Annotated in this window: 20 protein-coding genes and 1 pseudogene; 4 read left to right on the top strand and 17 right to left on the bottom strand. The window is 70.7% G+C overall.

Going from position 1 to position 20,378, the window contains the following annotated elements; translation table 11 throughout:
• Positions 1-10: 10 nt before the first annotated feature.
• The 6 genes from NON19_RS26650 to NON19_RS26625 all read right to left on the bottom strand — a co-directional run bounded on the left by NON19_RS26650 (position 11) and on the right by NON19_RS26625 (position 6,390).
• Positions 11-409, bottom strand: a complete 399-nt coding sequence (locus NON19_RS26650) for a cytidine deaminase (RefSeq protein WP_255931642.1) — start codon at positions 407-409, stop codon at positions 11-13.
• Positions 406-1,689 carry an ABC transporter permease gene (locus tag NON19_RS26645; RefSeq protein ID WP_255931641.1) on the bottom strand — a complete coding sequence of 428 codons (1,284 nt, stop codon included), beginning with the start codon at positions 1,687-1,689 and terminating at the stop codon, positions 406-408. Before NON19_RS26645 ends, NON19_RS26650 begins: the two co-directional genes overlap by 4 nt.
• Positions 1,686-2,816 carry an ABC transporter permease gene (locus NON19_RS26640; protein ID WP_255931640.1) on the bottom strand — a complete coding sequence of 377 codons (1,131 nt, stop codon included), beginning with the start codon at positions 2,814-2,816 and terminating at the stop codon, positions 1,686-1,688. Before NON19_RS26640 ends, NON19_RS26645 begins: the two co-directional genes overlap by 4 nt.
• A complete protein-coding gene (locus NON19_RS26635) occupies positions 2,813-4,381 on the bottom strand; it encodes an ABC transporter ATP-binding protein (RefSeq protein ID WP_255931665.1) in 1,569 nt (522 codons plus the stop codon). The genes NON19_RS26640 and NON19_RS26635 overlap by 4 nt, the downstream gene beginning before the upstream one ends.
• Before the next feature lie 212 nt (positions 4,382-4,593).
• Positions 4,594-5,646: a BMP family lipoprotein gene (locus NON19_RS26630; protein ID WP_255931639.1), complete on the bottom strand. Its 1,053-nt coding sequence runs from the start codon at positions 5,644-5,646 to the stop codon at positions 4,594-4,596.
• 507 nt (positions 5,647-6,153) lie between these two features.
• Positions 6,154-6,390 (bottom strand): hypothetical protein, encoded by a 237-nt coding sequence (locus tag NON19_RS26625; RefSeq protein ID WP_255931638.1) that lies wholly within the window; start codon positions 6,388-6,390, stop codon positions 6,154-6,156.
• A 559-nt stretch (positions 6,391-6,949) separates the two neighbouring features.
• Here NON19_RS26625 and NON19_RS26620 point away from each other — a divergent pair.
• Together NON19_RS26620 and NON19_RS26615 are read left to right on the top strand one after the other, a co-directional pair.
• Positions 6,950-7,276 (top strand): MobC family plasmid mobilization relaxosome protein, encoded by a 327-nt coding sequence (locus NON19_RS26620; protein ID WP_255931637.1) that lies wholly within the window; start codon positions 6,950-6,952, stop codon positions 7,274-7,276.
• Complete coding sequence (locus NON19_RS26615; RefSeq protein ID WP_255931636.1) at positions 7,273-8,322, top strand: relaxase/mobilization nuclease domain-containing protein; 1,050 nt, start codon at positions 7,273-7,275, stop codon at positions 8,320-8,322. The genes NON19_RS26620 and NON19_RS26615 overlap by 4 nt, the downstream gene beginning before the upstream one ends.
• Before the next feature lie 277 nt (positions 8,323-8,599).
• On the opposite strand, the gene NON19_RS26610 is transcribed toward NON19_RS26615, so the two are convergent.
• From NON19_RS26610 to NON19_RS26595, 4 genes are all read right to left on the bottom strand, one after another.
• The gene (locus tag NON19_RS26610) at positions 8,600-9,841 is read right to left on the bottom strand and encodes a PP2C family protein-serine/threonine phosphatase (protein WP_255931635.1); all 1,242 of its coding nucleotides are present in this window, start codon (positions 9,839-9,841) and stop codon (positions 8,600-8,602) included.
• Positions 9,838-10,104: a type II toxin-antitoxin system HicB family antitoxin gene (locus tag NON19_RS26605; protein ID WP_255931634.1), complete on the bottom strand. Its 267-nt coding sequence runs from the start codon at positions 10,102-10,104 to the stop codon at positions 9,838-9,840. The genes NON19_RS26610 and NON19_RS26605 overlap by 4 nt, the downstream gene beginning before the upstream one ends.
• 152 nt (positions 10,105-10,256) lie before the next feature.
• Positions 10,257-10,469 (bottom strand): DUF397 domain-containing protein, encoded by a 213-nt coding sequence (locus tag NON19_RS26600; RefSeq protein WP_255931633.1) that lies wholly within the window; start codon positions 10,467-10,469, stop codon positions 10,257-10,259.
• On the bottom strand, positions 10,445-11,281 hold the full coding sequence (locus NON19_RS26595; RefSeq protein WP_255931632.1) for a helix-turn-helix domain-containing protein: 837 nt from the start codon (positions 11,279-11,281) through the stop codon (positions 10,445-10,447). The genes NON19_RS26600 and NON19_RS26595 overlap by 25 nt, the downstream gene beginning before the upstream one ends.
• Positions 11,282-11,431: 150 nt before the next feature.
• Here NON19_RS26595 and NON19_RS26590 point away from each other — a divergent pair, with 150 nt between their 5' ends.
• Together NON19_RS26590 and NON19_RS26585 are read left to right on the top strand one after the other, a co-directional pair.
• Positions 11,432-11,656, top strand: coding sequence for a hypothetical protein (locus NON19_RS26590; RefSeq protein ID WP_255931631.1), 225 nt, complete (start codon positions 11,432-11,434; stop codon positions 11,654-11,656).
• The gene (locus NON19_RS26585; RefSeq protein ID WP_255931629.1) at positions 11,653-11,889 is read left to right on the top strand and encodes a DUF7848 domain-containing protein; all 237 of its coding nucleotides are present in this window, start codon (positions 11,653-11,655) and stop codon (positions 11,887-11,889) included. Before NON19_RS26590 ends, NON19_RS26585 begins: the two co-directional genes overlap by 4 nt.
• A 20-nt stretch (positions 11,890-11,909) precedes the next feature.
• On the opposite strand, the gene NON19_RS26580 is transcribed toward NON19_RS26585, so the two are convergent.
• From NON19_RS26580 to NON19_RS26550, 7 genes and pseudogenes are all read right to left on the bottom strand, one after another.
• Positions 11,910-13,121, bottom strand: a complete 1,212-nt coding sequence (locus tag NON19_RS26580) for an amidohydrolase (protein ID WP_255931628.1) — start codon at positions 13,119-13,121, stop codon at positions 11,910-11,912.
• A gap of 217 nt (positions 13,122-13,338) precedes the next feature.
• A complete protein-coding gene (locus tag NON19_RS26575; protein WP_255931627.1) occupies positions 13,339-14,889 on the bottom strand; it encodes a glycosyltransferase in 1,551 nt (516 codons plus the stop codon).
• Between the two features lie 136 nt (positions 14,890-15,025).
• A complete protein-coding gene (locus NON19_RS26570) occupies positions 15,026-15,925 on the bottom strand; it encodes an ABC transporter permease (RefSeq protein ID WP_255931626.1) in 900 nt (299 codons plus the stop codon).
• Complete coding sequence (locus NON19_RS26565) at positions 15,925-17,064, bottom strand: hypothetical protein (RefSeq protein WP_372514294.1); 1,140 nt, start codon at positions 17,062-17,064, stop codon at positions 15,925-15,927. Before NON19_RS26565 ends, NON19_RS26570 begins: the two co-directional genes overlap by 1 nt.
• Complete coding sequence (locus NON19_RS26560; RefSeq protein WP_255931625.1) at positions 17,061-18,005, bottom strand: N-acetylneuraminate synthase family protein; 945 nt, start codon at positions 18,003-18,005, stop codon at positions 17,061-17,063. The genes NON19_RS26565 and NON19_RS26560 overlap by 4 nt, the downstream gene beginning before the upstream one ends.
• 29 nt (positions 18,006-18,034) lie before the next feature.
• Positions 18,035-18,727, bottom strand: a pseudogene (locus NON19_RS26555) (acylneuraminate cytidylyltransferase family protein); the annotation flags it as partial.
• Positions 18,728-18,939: 212 nt separating this feature from the next.
• Positions 18,940-20,241, bottom strand: a complete 1,302-nt coding sequence (locus tag NON19_RS26550; RefSeq protein ID WP_255931624.1) for a DUF6716 putative glycosyltransferase — start codon at positions 20,239-20,241, stop codon at positions 18,940-18,942.
• Positions 20,242-20,378 lie beyond the last annotated feature (137 nt).

The following is a 20,378-nucleotide window of genomic DNA, read 5'->3' as shown; positions in this document are numbered from 1 at the left end:
TCGTTTTGCCCTAGCGGTCCAGATCCTCGGCGCCGAAGGCGTCCGGAAGCAACTCGCGCATCGGCCGGACGCCGCGCGCGGTGTCGACCAGCAGCTCGGGACCGCCGTTCTCCCACAGCAGTTGGCGGCAGCGCCCGCACGGCATCAGCACCCGGCCCTGCCCGTCGCAGCAGGTGAACGCCGTCAGCCGACCGCCACCGGAGGCGTGCAGCGCGGAGACCAGTCCGCACTCGGCGCACAGCGCGACCCCGTAGGCCGCGTTCTCCACGTTGCAGCCGACGACGGTCCGCCCGTCGTCGACCAGCGCGGCGGCGCCGACCGGGAAGCCGGAGTACGGCGCGTAGGCCCGGGTCGTCACGTCCCGGGCCGCCGCGCGCAGACCCTCCCAGTCGATGGGCTGGTCGGTCACTTGCCCTGGCCCTTCCGGTAGGGCTTGCCGTTCGCCTTCGGCATCCGCAGCCGTTGCGCGGACAGCGCCAGCACCAGCAGCGTGGCCACGTACGGGGTGGCGGAGACGAATTCGTTCGGGATGGTGTCCGTCATCACGAACCACAACAGCAGCAGTGCCGCGGAAACCGCGCTCAGCACGCCCTGTCGGTAGCTCTTGCGGTAGAACTTCCAACCCGCCAGAAGGGCGAGCAGGATCACCAGCAGCAACAGCAGCGCGTGCGCCGCCGGGCCACCGCTGCGCAGCGCCAGGCTGTCGGTGTAGCCGAACAGGCCCGCGCCCATCGCCAGCCCGCCGGGCCGCCAGTTGCCGAAGATCATCGCGGCGAGACCGATGTAACCGCGCCCGCCGGTCTGGCCCTCGTTGTAGATGTGCGACGGGACCATGGCCAGGAACGCGCCACCGAAACCGGCGAGTCCACCGGAGAGCACGACCGCCATGTACTTGTAGAAGTACACGTTCACACCGAGCGACTCGGCGGCGATCGGCGCCTCACCGCACGAGCGCAGCCGCAGGCCGAAGGCGGTGCGCCACAGCACGTAGAACGTGGCGGCGAACAGCAGCACGGCGAGCACGGTGAAGTAGGACAGCCCGGTGACCAGGCCGCCGAGGATGCCCGCGACGTCGGAGACCAGGAACCAGTGGTGGTGCTCGATGCCCAGCAGCCAGTCGGACAGCCCCGGCACGGTGATCGACTGCACCGGCTTGATCGGCGGTGACTGCTTGGGGTTGCCGCCGAGCGTCGCGGCGTGGCCGGTGTTGAACCAGCGCTTGGCCAGGTACTGGGTGATGCCCTGGGCGAGCAGGGTGATCGCCACACCGGAGACGATGTGGTCCACGCCGAAGGTGACGGTGGCGACCGCGTGCAGCAGGCCGCCGAGCATGCCGCCGAGGATTCCGGCGACCAGGCCGAGCCACGGGTTGGTCTGCCAGCCGATCCAGGCCCCGAAGAAGGTGCCGAGGATCATCATGCCCTCAAGGCCGATGTTGACCACACCGGCCCGCTCCGACCACAGACCGGCGAGCCCGGCGAGGCCGATCGGCACCGCCATCGTCAGCATGCCGCTGATCTGGCCGGAGGACGTCACGTCCTGCGCCCCGGTGATCGCCCGTACCGCGCAGACCGCGAGCAGCACGCCCGCGAGCAGCACCAGCATGACGGGATAGGAGAGGCGCCCTGTGCCCTTGGCCTGCGGAGCCTTGGGCGCGGTGGCCTTGACGGCGGTCGTGGTGGCGCTCATGCCGTCACCTCTTCCTTCACGGTGTTCTTGCGCGCCGCGGCGGCGAGTTCCTCGCCCACCCGGCGCTGCTGGCGGCCGAGGCCGTAGCGGCGGACGAGTTCGTAGGCGATGACCACGCAGAGCACGATGACGCCCTGCATGACGCCGACGATCTCCTTGTCGTAGCCGTTGAACTCAAGCCAGTTGGAGGTGCGGTCGAGGAACGCCCACAGCAGCGCGCCGAGCGCGATGCCCGCCGGGTGGTTGCGGCCGAGCAGGGCGATGGCGATACCGGTGAAACCGATTCCGGTGGGGAAGTCGGTGGCGTACTGGTGGGACTCGTTGAGCAGGGTGGGCATGCCCACCAGACCGGCGACCGCGCCGGAGATCAGCATGCTGGTGACCACCATGCGCTTGACGTTCACACCGGACGCCTGCGCGGCGGACTCGGACTGGCCGACGGTGCGCAGGTCGAAGCCGAACCGGGTGCGGTTGAGCACGAACCAGTAGCCGACACCGGCCAGCGCCGCGATGACGATGAAGCCCTGGATGGGACCGGCCGCCGGGTTGGTGGTGAAGGTGAAGAACCAGCCGGACTTCGGCAGCACCGTGGTGTGCACGCTGTTGGTGTTGGCGTCCAGGTGCGCCAGCCGACCGGGCTGCAGCAGATAGCCGATGATCGCGGTGGCGATCGAGTTCAGCATGATCGTGGCGATGACCTCGCTGACGCCCCGGCCCACCTTGAGCAGACCGGCCAGGCCCGCCCAGGCCGCGCCGACCAGCATCGCGACGATGATGATCAGCGGCAGTTCCAGGAAGCTGGGCAGGCTCACCATGCCGCCGACCACCGCGGCGACGAACGCCGCGAGCCGGTACTGGCCGTCCACACCGATGTTGAACAGGTTCATCCGGAAGCCGACGGCCACCGCGAGACCGGCCAGGTAGTACGTGGTCGCCTTGTTCAGGATGTAGACCTGGCTGTCGCTCTTGACGCCGTAACTGCCCATGATCTGGAAGGCGTTGAACGGCTGCTTGCCGGTGGCGAGCAGCACCAGGCTGGTGACGAGGAACGCCGCCACCAGGGCGAGCACCGGAGCGGCCAGGCCGAGCAGCAGCCGCTCCTTGTCTATCTTCGCGAACTTCTTCATTCGTCCTCTCCCCCAGCGGCGGTGGAGTGCTCAAGGTGGCCGGAGGCCGCGCCGGTCATGGCGGAGCCCAGCTCCTCGGGGGTGATCGTGGCGGGGTCGGCGTCCGCGACCAGCCGGCCGCGGTACATCACCCGCAGGGTGTCGGACAGGCCGATCAGCTCGTCCAGGTCGGCGGAGATCAGCAGCACGGCCAGGCCCTCGCGGCGTGCCTCGCGGATCTGGTCCCAGATCTGCGACTGCGCGCCGACGTCCACACCGCGGGTGGGGTGGGCGGCGATGAGCAGCTTGGGGTGGTGGCTCATCTCCCGGCCGACGATCAGCTTCTGCTGGTTGCCGCCGGACAGCGAGGCCGCGGTGACGTCGATGCCGGGGGTGCGCACGTCGTACTCGGCGACGATCCGCTCGGTGTCCTTGCGGGCCGCGTTGGGGTCGAGCAGCGCGCCCTTGCTGTTGGGCTTCTCGGTGACGTGGCCGAGGATGCGGTTCTCCCACAGCGGGGCCTCCAGCAGCAGGCCGTGCCGGTGGCGGTCCTCGGGGACGTAGCCGATGCCGCTCTCCCGGCGCCGCCGGGTGGGGGCGTGCGAGATGTCGGCGCCGTCGAGGGTGATCACACCGGCGTCGGGGTCGCGCATGCCCATGATGGCCTCGACCAGTTCGGCCTGGCCGTTGCCCTCGACGCCCGCGAGGCCGAGGACCTCGCCCTTGTGGATGGTGAAGGCGATGTCGTCCAGCACGGTGCGCTCGATGCCGTCGGCGTCCGGGGCGGTCAGCCGCAGCCCCTCGACGGTCAGCAGCGGGATGTCCGTGACGGTGGACTCGCGGGTCTCGGGGGACGGCAGTTCGCTGCCGACCATCAGCTCGGCGAGCTGCTTGGAGGTGGTCGTCTTCGGGTCGGCGCAACCGACCGTGGTGCCACGGCGGATGACGGTGATCTCGTCGGCCACCGACAGCACCTCGCCCAGCTTGTGCGAGATGAAGATGACGGTCAGGCCCTCGGCCTTCAGTCCGCGCAGGTTGTCGAAGAGCGCCTCGACCTCCTGCGGGACCAGGACCGCGGTCGGCTCGTCCAGGATCAGCGTACGGGCGCCGCGGTAGAGGACCTTGAGGATCTCCACGCGCTGCCGGTCGGCGACGCCGAGGTCCTCGACGAGTACGTCGGGGCGTACGCCCAGGCCGTAACTGTCGGATATCTCAAGGATCTTGGCGCGTGCCTTGCCGCCGATGCCGTGCAGTTTCTCGCTGCCGAGCACGACGTTTTCCAGCACGGTGAGGTTGTCGGCGAGCATGAAGTGCTGGTGCACCATGCCGACGCCCCGGGCGATGGCATCGCCGGGGTGGTTGAACGTCACCTGCTCGCCGTCGATCGTGATGGTGCCCTCGTCCGGCTTCTGCATGCCGTAGAGGATCTTCATCAGGGTCGACTTTCCGGCGCCGTTCTCGCCCACCAGGGCGTGCACGGTGCCACGGGCGACGGTGATGTCGATGTCGTGGTTGGCGACGACTCCGGGGAACCGCTTGGTGATTCCCTTGAGTTGGACTGCGGGGGGAGGGGCTGACGCGTTGATGGCGCACTCTCCTCGGGGCGAAGGAGTGGGGCGAGGGGGCGAACGTACCGCGCAACTTGCTTTCTACGCGCGTAGGTTCGCGGGCGATTTCTGCGGCCGCACGGGCGGCCGCTCACCGGGGGTGTGACGGTCACGTGCCGAACGGGGCCCGGCGGAGAAGTACTGCCTCCGCCACCGGGCCCCGTACGCCGTGCCGTTCAGCGATCTGCGGGTCAGGGAGTGGACTTGACCTTGATCTGACCGCTCACGATCTTCTGCTTGGCCGCGTCGAGCTGCGACTGGATGTCACTGATGAAGCCACCGCTGGTGGCCAGGCTGACACCACCGTTGTTCAGACCGTAGGTGTTGTTGCCCGTCAGCGGCTTGCCGTCGTGCACGCTCTTGATCAGGTTGTAGACCGCGACGTTCACGTTCTTGACCGCGGAGGTCAGGATCGAGTCCTTGTACTGGGCCAGGCCCGGGTCCTGGTACTGGTCGGAGTCGACACCGATCGCCCAGGCGCCCTTCTGGCCGTGCACGGCCTCGATCGCACCGGAACCGGAGCTGCCGGCCGCCGTGTAGATCACGTCGATGCCCTTGGACAGCATGCCGCTGGCCGCGCTCTTGCCCAGGTCAGGGCTGCTGAAGCCGGACAGGTCGGAGCCGGTGGTCAGGTACTGCGTGGTGACCTTGTCGCTGGGCTTGGTGTCCTTGACACCCTGCTCGAAGCCCGCCTGGAAGCCCTTGATGAGCTGGTTGTCCACACCGCCGATGAAGCCGATCTGGCCGCTCTTGGACTTCAGCGCCGCCGCGACACCCGCGAGGTAGGAGCTCTCCGGCGAGGCGAAGGTCATGCTGTCGACGTTGCTGGCCGGCACCACGGAGTCCACGATGCCGAAGTTGGTCTTCGGGAACTTCGCCGAGACCGCCTTGACCGCGTTCGCGTAGGCGAAGCCAACCGCGATGACCGGGTTGTAACCGGCGCTGGCGAGGTTGGAGAGGTTCTGCTCACGGTCCGGCTCGGTGTCCGTGGTCTTGGCGGTGAGCTCCTTCGGCGTGCCGCCGAACTCCTTGGTGGCCTGGTCCAGGCCACGCGCGGCGGAGTCGTTGAACGAGTGGTCACCGCGACCGCCCACGTCGTAGGCGATGCCGACCTTCATGTCGCCCTTGGCCGAGCTGGAGCCGCTCGAACCGGAGGACGTGGAACTGGCACCACACGCGGTGGCGCTCACAGCGAGGGCCGCGGCTATGCCCGCGGCGGCGATTGTTGTGGTTACCCGGCGCACGAGGGGTCCCCTTCATCCAGATAGCGCCCCGTCCGGCGCTGGTCGAACGGGAGCTTAACGCGCGTAGATGCCAGGTAAAGGGGGGTTGGGAACCTGTTACCAGATCGAGCCCAACGGTCGGTTTCCGGCCAGCAAGCACCGGGTGGCGACCGGATGATCCATCCGGAGGGGGAGGCTTGCGGGGGCCGGTGGGCACGGGCCGGGCGCGCCTGCGCGGCGGAGCGGCGACGTTGCGGTACAGCGCGGGCGAGGGCGCGGAGGCAGCGGGTGACGATCCGCAGCGGTCCGCCGCGCTGAGTAGTCACGTGACACGCTTGGGCGGTGCACCCTTCTGCCGTCCGCCACGCTGCGGGCATCTTCACGCAGGCTGCTACCAGAGAGGTCAGGAACTGACGGGGCGCTCCAGCGACCGGACGGGGCGAGAACGTCGCCCCGATCCGGATCTTGCGGCGGCGCTGGGGGCACCACCGCCGTGGACATCGGTGCCCCCTGAAACGCGGACGCGCGTCACCCCTTGACCTGACGCGTTGTCCCGGTCCAGGCCCGCACCGTGTTCGGCGCCACCGCCGTCAACTCGGTGATCCGCCGGATTGGCAATTCGACTTCACGCGCCGCCCGAATCAGCGGGCGCAGCTCCTCATCGAGCTCTTCCAGCTGCGCCAGCAGCTTGACGCGACGCTGCCCCGGCCCCTTCAGGGCCTCCTCCGCGTCGGCCCTGAGCTGGGCCGGTGTCTTCTGCATCATGCGATGCATAGTGACACGCTCAATTTACCTTGCGCAACCCCTTCCGGCGCCAACTCGCTGGGGGCTGCCCCTAGCGCGGCCAGCGCGACCGCCGACGGCCTAATCCCTCCGATGCGCTCCGGGTTCATCAGCTGCCGAATCCGCAGCGGTGAGGGCAGCGGCCACCGCCTCGTCGATCTGTCGCCGTGTCCGCCGCTCGCGGTAAGCGAGTTCCCGGCATGATCGACCACAGTAGAGCCGCGCCCGCCCGACCACGTTCACCTGAAACGGCTGGCCGCACCACTCGCACGCCCGCATGCCCGCCCCGGGCCTCGGCAGTTGGTTACCCATGCCCACCATCTTCCCCGACCACGCCCGCCAAGTACCCCCAGCGCCGAACTGCGGGCGGCCCGCCCAGCGCTCTGTTCGTTCACGGCGGAAAGCCAGGCCCCTCCCTCGGCCGCGTTCCGGCTCCGGGGATGATAGATCGGCGGAACCAGAACGGGGAGGGAATGTGGTCCGAGGTACGCCGGGGGAGCCCCGAACTCACTGTGTCAGCGTCCGATTGACGCCACGCGAGTTGGAACGCTGGCGTCAGGCGCGCGACCGCACCGGCCGCCGCGAACTCGGCGCGTGGGTCCGCGCCGTGGTTGAACAAGCCCTTGGCCGACCCGGCATACCTGGCGATGTGCCCGTCGTGCCGCTGATCAACCACGCCGCTTACGGGCAGCTCGTCCAGGCCGCCAACAACCTCAATCAGCTCACCAGGTACGCCCACCAGAACAGGGAACTCCCAGCCGCAATCCTCGCCGCCGTCGAGGAGATAGGCAACGCCGCCTTGGCGGTACGCGGTCTCGGCGCGGACCCCGAGACCGACGAGGACGAAGCCGACAAGGGCAACCCGTGATCGCCAAGATCACCAAAGGCCGCCGCGCGGGGGGCGCGCTCCGGTACGACTTCGGCCCCGGCCACCGGGAGGAGCACAAGGACCCCCGGATCATCGCGGGCAACGTACCCGGCACCCACCAGCAGGTCGCGAGGATCATCGACCGCCACATCCGGCAGCGCCCGGATGCCACCCGCCCGATCTGGCGGTGCAGTCTGTCGCTGCCGGACGAGGACGGCGTGCTCACCGACCAGCAGTGGGCCGTCATTGCCGAGCAGTACGTAGGCCGGATGTGGGGTCCCGACGTACCGTGGACGGCCGTCCGCCACGGCGACGACCACATTCACCTGACGGTGGCCCGGGTCCGCTGGAACGGCGAGTTGGCCAGCGACGGGTTCGACTTCCGCCGGTCCCGCCCCATAGTCCGGGCCTTGGAACGCGAGCACGGCCTGATCAACGCCGATGAACGCAGCAACCGGACGGCACCCCAGGTGTCAGGCCAGGAGAAGGCCGCCGCGGCTCGCCGGGGCGCCTCGAGCCCCGAGCGCGAGCAGCTACGCGCACTTGTCCGGACGGCCCGCGACCGCGCCGCCGGACGCGGCCCCCAGGAGTTCGAGGCCCAACTCTCCGCCGCGGGCGTGGAGTTCCGCGCTAACGTCGCCAGTAATGGCCGGATGAACGGCTACGCGTTCCACCTTCCCGGCTGGACGGACTCAGCGGGCGAGAAGATCTGGGTGTCCGCCTCCCGCGTCAGCCGTGACCTGCGGTGGAAGGACCTCAGCGCCTACATCGGCACCGGCGAACCGGACCCCCGCGTCACCTGGGCCACCCCCACCCCACCCCGCCGTGCCGAGGCACCAGCGCAGGAGGCGCCGAAGCCCGCCCCAGAAGTGGAAGCGCCGACGCCGTCCCCAGAGACGGCGGAAGCGGCCGAGGCCATCCGCCTAGCGGGGATAGGCGCCGCCCGCCCAAGGCCCCGGCCACAAAAGCGCCAGCCGCCCGGTGCCCAGCAGTCTCATCCACGGCAGACCGGCCAAGGCCAAGGCCGGGGCGGGCTCGGCCGGTAGCGGTATGGGAGGTTGTTCCGCGTGACCAAGCGCCGCCCCCTGGGCAGAGGACCAACACCCGCACCTGACGCCGGGATTCAGACCGGCCGCCGCCAGCTTCCCGCCGAACTCGGCCCGCTCACTGAACAGTTGGAGGAACAGGAACAAGTCGCGAACGAGCCGTCGGCACCGGGACGTCGACGGCTCGCACAGCGGCATGTCACCGCCCCACCGGACAGCGCAGGCTAGTAGACGTCACCACGCGGATGCCGCCGCGGGGCGGCCACGGGCTCCCCGGTTACAGGCACAAGATCAGCAGGGCGATGTCATCGCGTGCGCCGTCGGCCACGCCGAGGGAGGCCAGGACGCTGTCGGCCATCCGGTCGCCATCGAGCCCGACGGAGTCGGTGAGGGCCTGGGTCAGGCGGTTCAGGCCGAGGTCGATGTCCTCGCCGGGGCGTTCGATGAGGCCGTCGGTGTAGAGGACGAGGGCGTCCCCGGTCCGGTAGGTGGCAACGGCCTGGGAACGCGGCACGTCGAAGGTCATCGTGCCCAGCGGCGGATCCGTGGCCTTGTCCAGGAGCTCGGTGGTGCCGTCGGTGTGCAGGAGCACCGGTGGCGGGTGGCCCGCGCTGCTGTAGACGATCATGCGGGCGCGTTTGTCGATGAGGACCTTGACGGCGGTGGTGCCCAGGGCTCCCTCGACCGATTCGGCGTAGCGGCCGAGGGCTTCCAACGCGCGGGCCGGACCGTCGGAGGCCCGGATGGCCGCGCTGAGCGCACTGCGCAGCATTCCCATGACGATGGCCGCTTCCAGCCCGTGCCCGACGACATCGCCGACGGCTGCCGCGAGCCGGTCCTCGGAGATGTCGGCGACGTCGTACCAGTCCCCGCACACGTTGAGAGTTCCGACGGCGGGCAGATAGCGCAGCGCCAGATCCTTGTGCCGCTCCAGATCGGGGGCGTAGAGCATGGCGCGCTGCAGGGCCAGGCCCACCTCGCGTTCCTCGGCGTGTGCCTGCCGTAGCTCCTCGTTCAGACGCTGCAGCTCCTGGCCGCGGGTGTAGAGCTCCGCCTCCACCCTCTGCCACTGTCCGTAGGAGGACTCGGCCAGCGGATCGGGCGGATGCGCCTGGACGTACGCGGTGACGTCCTCGACCCGGTGGATGATCCACGCCACCTCGCCGTCCGGGCCCAGGACCGGGGCGTTCACCGAGCTCCACCACCGCGCCTCGAACTCCCCGGGGCTGCCGGGCACCGGGATGTCGTACCGGTGGACGGCCATCACATCACGGCTGCGCAAGGAGAGCACCCGCTCCAGCGAATCGCGAAGCTTGCGCGGCCCGTCGGCCTCCGGGTCCGCCGGGTTGTCCGGGAAGGCATCGAAGATGTGCCGCCCCAGCAGCTCCCGCCGACCGCGACCGGTCACCCGCAGGTAGGCCTCGTTGGCCTCCGCGATGACCAGCTCGGGATCGAGCACCAGACAGGGCGCGGGCGCGGCGGCGAACACCGCCGCGAAGTCCAGGGCCGCGGTCCTCATGACGCCACCAGGTCCAGTCGGTCAGCCATCACCTTCCACGGTACGTCCGCCGGGGCAGCGGAAGATCGCCCGAACGGCACGTCGTCACAGGCCTCGGGCGCGGGCTCGTCCTCGAAGTACAACTCCAACGCCTCGCGAAGATTGTCGAGGGCCTCCTCGATGGTGGCGCCCTGGCTGGCCACCTCAACCTGAAGGCAGCGGGCGACGTACCAGTCGTTCTCGTGCGTCACAGCGGCGGTGAGATGTAAGGCATGTTGCGTCATTGCGGGCAGTCTGGCACGCGGATGCCCCGGCTGCCTGGGATACGGCGCAGCCCGCCCCGATCGGATGACTGGCCGCGCATGCGGCGGTGGCACGGTGGGATCAAGGGTAGTGACGCCAGGGGGTTTGGGGGCTTGTCCCCAAGTAGCCCGGCTCAGGCCCAGCGGCCCGACTTTACGGCCCGCACGAAGGCGTTCCACGCCTCGGCGGTAAAGAGGAGCGTCGGCCCCTGCGGGTCCTTGCTGTCGCGGACGGGTATATGGCCGGGGACGTTGTCGGCGACCTCGACGCACTCGCCGCCGTCCACGTTGCTGTAACTGCTCTTGCGCCAGTACGCGGTGGTCAGGTCAATTCGGGTGGCGGGCATGGGTATCGCTCCTCCATCACCTTGCGGATCAACGCCGCGGACTCATCCTGCGGCAGGGCGTTGGCCTGCACCCGATCGTAAACGCGAGCGTATTTCCTGACGTCTTCGATGCCCTCGACCAGAGTGCCGGAGGTGATGCCCTCGTCGTAAGCCATCCGTCCGCCGTCCGGAAGCTCCATGATGGTCAACGTCCCGCCGACGGCGGCGGGTTCGGCCTTGTCAAACGTCAGCACTTGGATGTGGACGCTCGGCCTGCCTGCCAGGTCCAACACGTGCGCTAACTGCTCACGCACGACCTGCCGCCCGCCGAACTCACGGTAGAGAGCCACCTCGTCGAGGATGGCCCAGTACCAAGGCGGGTTCGGGCCGTTCAGAACCGCTTGCCTGGTGAGCCGAGATGAGACCTTCTCCTCCAGATCTCCGCCGCTGTAAACCAGACCGGACTTGAGCAGCGCGCGAGCATAACCCTCTGTCTGAAGCAGTCCAGGAACAAACTCCGAGAACTGGTGAATCACCAGCGCCTTCTGCTGGAGGTCCAACACCCGCCGCACGTAGTTCGGATAGGTCTCCCGCCGGATGTGCTCCCACAGGTCAGTGAGCAGGCCCCCCGTCTTCAGCGCGGCGTCAAGCGCGGCGCAAAGGTCATACGTGACCTTGGCCCCCGTCGCCGTCTCGATCTGCGCAATGCGGCTGTCCACAACGTGGATGATTGCGCCCAACTGCTGCTGGGTGAGCCCAGCCTCCGTGCGGCGGCGACGAACCTCCTTGCCGAGAAGCTCGCGCAGCGAGCCCTGCTCAAGTCGCTTGGCCATACGAGGCGTTGCCCTCCGCCTTACTCGAACCGCAGTAACCCCAGACCCCCTGTTCAGCGTAGCGCCGGAGGCTCCACTCTGGGGAACAACCAGTAAAGGACCGCTTGCGCACGGTAAGCGGAAGCGCGGGCGGAGATGGAAGGGCGGCGGATGTACGCGGCGGAGATCCCCGAGACAGGGGCAGTGGTGCTGGATCGGGCACGGGACCGGGTGGGCGTGGTGCTGTTCATGCGGGACGGCATGGTGCATCTGCGCCCGGCGGGCGACGGTGAGCCGTGGGTCGCGCACCCCGGGGACGTCTCCCTCGCCAGCCGCAGCGAAGCGCTGCGCGCCAAGGTGGCGGAGGTCAACGCCGCGCGGAGGTGGGTGCGTTGAGCGCGCACACGGTGATCCGCCGCGCGGACTGGATGATCGGACCGGAGACCGCGCCGGAGGCGCCCAGGATCGTGTTCGAGATGGAGTGCATGCGCTGCGACGAGACATCGCAGGCGAGCGAGGAGTTCGAGGACGTCCGCGACTGGGCCTTCCAGCATGTGGGCCGCAACCCCTCGCACACCGGCTTCCGGGAGATCATCCACCGCTTCTGGCGGGCAACGCTGCTGCGCTGAGCCCTCACTCCGCTAGCGCCCTACTCCAGCAGTGCCGCCGCCGTGAACAGCTCGACGCCCACCCGGATCGCCTCCTCGTCCACGTCGAAGTCGCCGCGGTGGAGGTCGCGGATGGTGGGGTCGCCGACCGGGCGGACGCCCAGCCGGGCCAGGGCGCCGGGGACGTGCTCCAGGTACCAGGAGAAGTCCTCGCCGCCCAGGCTCTGCTCGGTGTCCTCCACGGCGTGGACGCCGTGCCGGTAGGTCATCGCCTCGCGAAGCAGGTCCGCGGAGGTCGCCTCGTTGACCACCGGGGGGACGCCCCGGTGGTAGGTCAGCTCCCACTTGGCCCGGTAGATCGCGGCGATCTGGTCGATCACCTCGTGGATCAGATCGGGCGCCTCGTGCCACGCGTCGAGGTTGAGGCAGCGGACCGTGCCCTCCAGCTCCGCGCGCTGGGGGATCACGTTGCACGCGTGGCCCGCCTGCATCCGGCCCCAGACCACCGAGACACCGGCGCGCGGGTCGATCCGGCGGGCGAGCGCGGCGGGCAGCTCGGTGGCGATCTTGGCGGCGGCGGTCACCAGGTCGGTGGTCAGATGGGGGCGCGCGGTGTGGCCGCCCGCGCCGTCGAGCCGCAGCTCAAGGCGGTCACAGGCGGAAGTGATCGCTCCGGTGCGCAGCCCGATCCGGCCGACCTCGACCTTGGGGTCGCAGTGCACGGCCAGGATCCGCTCCACCCCGTCCAGCACGTCGGCCTTGAGCATGTCGAGGGCGCCGCCCGGCATGCTCTCCTCGGCGGGCTGGAACACCAGCCGCACCGGCCAGGGCAGCTTCCCGGCCCTGTCCAGCTCGGCGAGGACCAGGCCGGCGCCCAGGACGACGGTGGTGTGGACGTCGTGGCCGCAGGCGTGTGCCCTGCCCTTGGCGGTCGAGCGGTACGGGACCGTCTTGGCGTCCGGGATCGGCAGCGCGTCGATGTCGGCGCGCAGCGCGAGACGGCCGCGGCCGGGCTCGTCGGCGCCGACGTCGCAGATCACTCCGGTACCGGAGGGCAGCACCCGCGGCTTCAGGCCCGCCTGCGCGAGGCGCCGCCTGATCGCCTCGGTGGTGCGGAACTCCTCGCGGGACAGCTCCGGGTGCATGTGCAAGTCACGGCGGAACGCGACGAGTTCGGTGAACAGTTCCTCGGGCAGGGCGCCGGACGCGGGCGCGGGTAGTGAGTGGTCCACCCCCGACAGCGTAGGACTCATGACCACTCCAGGTGTGTCGTCAGTGAAAATTCCAGCCTTCAAGTGACGAGATCATCACCCCTGTGGTGCATATTCGGCGTGGCGGCGGGTATCTCCACTTGTTAAGCCTTCGTTTTCCCTTCCACTCCATGGTGGACCACCGGACGTCCGATTGCTCGGCAACGGCCCCGTACGGCGGAGACTCGGTCAGGTTCGTACGGCAAGGTGCCGATACCTGTCAGGTTCGGGCGAGCAGCGCGGGTCCGACGATCGTTGGCGCACCCGTCAACCGCGCGTACACCTCCAGCAGCGGCCCCGACTGGTGCTGCCAGGACCACTGGCCCAGCATCGGCGAGCGCTCGTACGCCCTGCGGTAGCGCGGACGGTTGGTCAGCACCGCGCCCACCGCGCGCACGAAGTCGGCGGTGTCCCCGGCCCGGAACACCTCACCGTTGCCCAGCGACAGTGTGGCGGCGGCCATCGCCCGTACACCGCTGACCACCACCGGCAGCCGGGCGTGCGCGTACTCCAAGTAGCGCGCGGCCAGGGCCACTTCGTGGTGCGGCTGGTGGTGTACCGGGACCACGCCGATGTCGGCGGAGGCCAGGTAACCGGCGATCTCCTCGGGCGGTACGAACGGCAGGATGTGCAGTCGGGGGGCCACGCCCAGCTCCGACGCGCGCTCGATGAGCGTGCGTACGTACGGCGCGCTGGGCTCCGGCACCACGAACGCCGCGTGCAGGTCGTACAGCTTGGGCAGCGCCTCCACCACCGTGAGCAGCCCGCGCTCCGGGCCGACCGCCCCGCTGTGCACCAGCAACGCCACATCCGGCGTGAGACGGCAGGCCGCCCGCACCCCGCCGCTGTCGCTGCGCGCCGAAAGGTCCTGGTACTTGGGGGCGTTGAGCACCACGGTGGGCGGCACCGGCAGCTTGTGCCGGGTGCGCAACTGCTCCGCGTACGCCTCGCACACCGTGACCACCGCGTCGGCCCCGGCGGCGTGCGCCCGCTCGTCGGCGTCCCTGGCCACCGCGGCACGGCGCGAGGAGGTCGGGGCGAGCGCCGCGCACTCGTCGGCGTCCCACACCACCTTCACCGTCCGCCCGGCGGCCTGCGCCCGTACCGCGGCGCGCAGCGCCACCCCGAGCACCCGGCGCCCGCGGGCGTGGATCAGCTGCGGGCGCCGCTCGTCCAGCACCGGCCCGTACGCCGCCTCCAGGTCGAGCAGCAGCGGATCGAGCCGCCGCCAGGCGCGCCGCACCGGCAGCAGCCGGAACAGCGCGGTGGCGAGGTTGTCCAGGAAGCCGTCCGGTACGGCGCGGCGGCGCACCGCGGCCTGGTACTGGGCGGCCCGCACCCGCGTCCAGGTGCGGCGCACCGCGTACCGGGCGCGGGCCAGCGAGTACCCGGCCCGGGCCGCGGCCTGCCGGGCCAACGGGCGGTAGAGCACGCCCAGTTCGGCGTCCCGGGTGCGCAACAGCTGTTCGCGTACGGCCAGTTGCGCGGTGCGGTAGCGGTGCGCCTCGGCGCAGCGGTACGCAAGTGGCCAGCGCAGGCCCGGTCGAGGCCTGCGCAGCCGGTGGCGGCGCAGCGTCTCCGGCACGTCCACGGTGATCACCGCGACGCCCTTGATCACCGGTGCCGGTTGGCTGTCGGCGCGGCCGATGAGCGTGACGTCGTAGCCCGCGTCGGCGGCGGCGCGGGCCACCCGCTGCGCTCGTGAGTCGTTGGTCAGTGTGCTGTCCGCGAGAACCGCGATCCGCGCGGCCTTCCGCGGTGTGCTCCCCATGGCAGCAGGGAACACGGTGGCGGTGATCACGGGATGGCGGGCGCGTGGCGCCGGGTTGAACGGGTCACGGATAGGTATCGATCGTGGCCGAACAGCGCACTGGGCATTGCGTGTTCAGCCACGGCCGTACTTCTTTTCAGCCACGGCCGTACTTCTCCTCGGCCTGCCAGCAGACCACCAGACCGGTCACCAGCGCGACCGCCGCCCAGGCCGCGGCCAGTATCCACACGTGCGGGGTCAGCTGTGCGTAACCTTCCAGCAGCGCGTGCCGGGCCAGTTCGATGTAGATCGCGCCGGGATTGGACTCCAGCAGCAGCCGGATGATCCGCGGGGCGTGCCCGGTGACCTTGGCGATGCTGTAGAAGACGCCGCAGGTGTACATCCAGGTACGCAGCAGGAACGGCACCAGCTCGCCGATGTCGTGGTTGCGGGCGCCGATGCGGGCCATCAGCATCCCGCAGCCGAGGTTGAACACCGTCTGCAACGCCAGCGCCGGAACCAGCAGCAGCCAGCGGGCGCCGAACGGTTCGCCGGTGGCCAGGCAGATGCTGATCACCAGGCCCATGGACAGCACCAGTTGCTGGAGCTGCACCAGCGTGGAGGCGATCGGCAGGCAGGCGCGCGGGAAGTGCATCGCGCGGACCAGTTCGATCCGGTTGGAGATCGACCAGGTGCCACTCGCGATGGACTCCCGCGAGTAGGTGAACACGAACATGCCGACGGACAGGAACGCGATGTAGTTGTCGCCGGTCCCGGCCTTCTTGTTCAGCAGATAGCCGAAGACCAGCCAGTAGACGGCGACGTTGAACAGCGGCGTCAGCACGTGCCAGATCTGGCCGAGCCGGGCCGTGGCGTACAGCGCGGTCAGCCGGGCCCGGGCGTAGGCGACGGTGAAGTGCCGTCTGCCCCACAGCTGGCGCAGGTAGTCCGGCAGCGAGGGCCGCCGCACGGCCGGGGTCAGCCCGTGCCGGGCGGCCAGCTCCGCGGCCTCGCCGGAGGTCAGCCGGGCCGCGGGGGTGTCAAGGGCCACGCTCATCAGGTCACCGCCACCGGGTTGCGGATCGCGCCGAGCCCGTGCCTGCTGCGGGCGGCGCTGGTGATGCCGGACAGGAAGCCCTGGGCGCGCGGCGAGGCGCCGCTGGTCAGCCACGAGGGGTCCACCTCGCACACGGCGACCTCCACGCCCGTGCCGTCCAGGGCGAGCGGCAGGGTGTGCACCACGGTCGACGGGAAGCTCAGCAGGCGGGCGCCTATCGGGCCGCGCCGGGCGACGAGCTCCAGCGGCAGGTCGGGCCGGACGATCTCCAGGCCGGTGGCGGCGGACAGCCGCCGCAGCTTGTCCTCGCGCTCCCTGCGGTGCGCGAAGTAGCGGGTGGCGCCGTGCGCGGCGGCTATGCCGCGGACGGCGGCGAGATAGGCGTTCGGGTCCACCACTCCGGTCTCCACCAGCGAGGTGCCGATCAGGTCCGCGCCGCGCCGCACCCTGGGCGGGCCGAAGCGCTCCCGGGTCCACGCCAGCCGGTTGGCGGTCAGCCGGGTGCCGGGCGGCGGGGTGACCGGCATCGAGGTGAACAGCTCCACCCGGCGACCGGGCCCCGCGGTCAGCCGCCGCCGGGCGCCCGCGGCCACCGCGGCGAACACCGCGTCCCGTGCGCCGCGCCCGGTCCGGTGCCAGCGCACCAGCCGCTGCCCGGCGGCGATCAGCGCCACGAACTCCATGGTCGCCGTGCCGTCGTCTATCACCACCAGGTCCTTCGCCCGGCTCAGCGGCAGCAGGGCCTGCACGAAGCGGGAGAACGGGTCACCCAGCACCAGGCGCCTGGCCCGCAGCAGTAGCGGGGTCAGCCCCGCCAGGGTGCGCACCGGCCCGGCGGTGGCGGTGCGCGGCTCGCACCAGCGCAGCGCCAGCCCCTCGTCCCGGGCCAGCTCGGCCATCCGGCGCAGCTGCCCGCGGCTCATCGGATCGCGCGGCGGCAGCACCACGACGGTGCAGTCGGCCAGGTCGAGCGTTCCGGCGGCGCGCTGGGCGTACGTCCACTCCAGCAGGTTGAGCAGCTGCACCGGGGACTCCACGAGCGCCAGGGTGCGCAGCGCCGCGTGCTGGCCGCCGGGGGCGCGCGGGGCCGGTACGGCGGCGGTGGCCCGCGGTGGGTCGGCGGCCGGTGATCCGGTCACGCGGAGACCGGCTCTCGTTCGGCCGCGGCGGCCGCCTCGGCCTCCGCGACCACGCCCGGCACCCGGCGCAGCTTCTTCATCGGCCCCAGCTCGCCCTCGTACACCCGCTTGACGCCGTCGCCCAGCGACCGCTCCACGATCCGGATGTCGCGCACCAGCCGCTGCAGGCCCGAGGTCTCCACCGAGGCGGCCTGGTCGGAGCCCCACATCGCGCGGTCGAGGGTGATGTGCCGCTCCACGAACACCGCGCCGAGTGCCACCGCGGCGAGCGTGGTCTGCAGGCCGACCTCGTGGCCGGAGTAGCCGATCGGCACGTTGGGGTACTCGGCCTGCAGGGTGTGGATCATGCGCAGGTTGAGCTCCTCGTGCTTGGCCGGGTACGTCGAAGTGGCGTGGCACAGAAGGACGTTGTCGCTGCCGAGCACCTCGACCGCGTGCCGGATCTGCTTCGGGGTGGACATGCCCGTCGACAGGACGACCGTGCGGCCGGTGGCGCGCAGCGCGCGCAGCAGCTCGTCGTCGGTCAGGCAGGCGGAGGCCACCTTGTGCGCGGGCAGGTCGAACTGCTCCAGGAACTCCACGCTGGGCACGTCCCACGGCGAGGCGAACCAGTGGATGCCCCGCTCACGGCAGTACGCGTCGATGGCCCGGTACTCCTGCTCGCCGAACTCGACGCGGTGCCGGTAGTCGATGTACGTCATCCGGCCCCACGGGGTGTCACGCTCTATGTCCCACTGGTCGCGCGGGGTGCAGATCTCCGGGGTGCGCTTTTGGAACTTCACCGCGTCGCACCCGGCCGAGACGGCGGCGTCGATCAGCCGGTAGGCGTTCTCCAGGTCACCGTTGTGGTTGATACCGATCTCGCCGGTGATGTAGACGGGACGGCCGGTGCCGACGAGACGGTCGCCGATCGTGCGCAGACGGTGGGGGGTGGTGGTCACGGGGGACGGTCCTTTCGCGAAGGTCAGGTGTCGAGGAGCGGCGCGAGCGCACGGGCCCGGGCGAGGTCGCCCGGCTCGTCTATCTCCAGCACGCGTGCGGGGTCGGTGCGGACGAGGGCGGTGCGGCCGAAGAAGCGGTGGCCGGACGCGCGGAAGCCGGGGACCTTCATGGCGTATGCGGCGCCGGTCTCCAGCAGGTCCTGGGGTCGGTCCTGGCGGCGCGGGCGGACCGCCTTGTCGTGGTTGACGCCGTGCGCGCCGCCTGGGTCGTCGCGCCATACGAAGCCGTGGAACGGGGCGACGGTCAGCGCGCTGTCCGCGCCGTCCTCCAGTACGGCGGCGGCCACGCCGTCGATGTCCCCGGCGGCGAGGAACGGGCTGGTGCACTGCACCAGCACGGCGACGTCGACCACGCCGCCGTGCATGGCCTGGTACGCGTCGATCGCGTGCAGGACGGCGGACTCGCTGGTCGCGGTGTCGCCGGAGATGTCCGGTGGCCGCGCCACCACCTCCGCTCCCGCCGCTCGGGCCGCCTCGGCGATGCCGAAGTCGTCGGTGGAGACGAGGACGGCGTCGACCAGCTTTGCCGCCGCGCAAGCCCGTACCGCCCGGGCGACCAGCGGCACACCGCCGACCTCGGCGAGGTTCTTGCCGGGTACGCCCTTCGAGCCGCCTCGGGCGGGGATGACGGCCAGCACCGTGGGCTGGGGTGAGTTCGGCACCGCCGGGCTACTCGCTTGTGGTTGCTCACCGTGGTGGCGGGAAGAAGTCGCCGCCGCAACCGGCCGAAAGTCCCCGTCGCGAGAAGAAGGACCCGCCGCGGCGGCGCTGACCCCGACGGCGCAGTCCCGCGGTGCCGAACCGGCAGCGACCGGGCGGGGACCCCCAGCGTGACCGGAGGAGTTCCGCTGCGGCCCAACGGCCCGAGTGCCCCTCACAGTTGCCCCCAGCGGCGGATCACGGGCGCCACGCGTTGGACGCCCTGGCGGTAGAGGGTGCGGGCGGCGTCGCGGGTGAACTCCCGTACCGCGCCGCGCAGTCCGCCGGAGGCGGCCGGTGCGGGCGCGCCCGGGAGCGGGGCGCCCTTCACGTCGAGGTGGTGCCGGGCGAGGATGCCGGGCAGATAGCCGGGCGCCGTCTGCACCGTGTAGTACGGCCGAAGCGCCGGAAGCGTGGACGCGGACGCCAGAGCGGCCACCCGCTCCCGCACGGCCCGGAACGGGTCGTGCGCCCGCACGCCGTGCCGCCGCAGCCACCCGGCGTCGGCCTTCGGCAGCGCACCCGCGTCCAACTCGTCCCAGGAGGCCAGGCATCCGGAGCCCAGGAAGTGGTGGTTGCCCAGCGCCTCGCGCACCCCGAGGTCGGTGAGGACGGCGGTGGGGATGCCGCGGTGCATCGACTCCAGGGCCGCCGTCGAGCTGACCGTCACCAACAGGTCGGTGCGGTCGAGGACTTCGCCCATGTGCCCGTACACCAGCCGCAGGTTGGGCGGGAGTCGGCGGCGGGCGGCCAGCTTGGGGTAGGGGGTCTCCTCGATGTGCGTGGTGTGTTCTCCGGGCTTGCTGCGCAGCTTCACCAGCACCTCGCGGTCGGCGTGCGCCTCGGCGTGCCGTACCGCCCGGTCCAGCAGGTACTCGCGGTCCCGGCGGCCGTCCGGCACCGACGGCTGGGCGGCGAAGACCACGGTCAACGGCCGCTCGGCGGACGGCTGGTAGGGCTCACCGGCCAGGAACGGCAGCGCGCTTTCCACCACGCAGTCCGCATCCGCCCCGACGCCCTCGTACACCGCGCGGAACCGCTCGGCGTCGTGGCGGCTGTTGGCCAGTACCACGTCCGCGCCGTGCCGCAGCAGCAGACCGTCGGCAAGCTTCTCGTAGACCACCCCGACGTATCCGGTGACCAGCACCGGCCGCCGCTCGCGGCCCTGCCAGGCGCGGGCCAGCCCGTGCAGCACGGCCTGTACGGTGCCGCCGACGCAGGCGAGGATGACCACATCCGCGCTCTCCCGGTCGGTCTCGGCCAGGAACTGCGCCGCGGTCACCTCGCTCATCGAGTCCGCGGGCATCCCGACCTCGGCCAGCTGCCGGGGGGTCGGGGTGGCCCGACCGCGCAGCAACCGCGCGTCAAGACACGCCTGCTCGGCTATTCGGCCTGCGGTCTGGGCGCCCCACTTCCAACGCGTGTCCGAATCCGCGAGTACCGTGATCTTTTTCACCGGGGTGGCACTGGTTGGCACGCCGGAGACCGTAGGAATCAAATCAAAGCGGTGGGCGTACAAGGCCGCAACAAATGGTTAACAGCGCGCCGACGACAGGCTCTCCGGCCGCTCGCCGCGCCGGGTTCACGGCTCTGCCACGCTTCGTTCACCGGACG

This window comes from Streptantibioticus rubrisoli (assembly GCF_024436055.1).
GTDB lineage: Bacteria > Actinomycetota > Actinomycetes > Streptomycetales > Streptomycetaceae > Streptantibioticus_A > Streptantibioticus_A rubrisoli.
The sequence above is the reverse complement of the archived record's forward strand: the minus strand, read 5'-3'. Positions and strand labels throughout refer to the sequence as shown.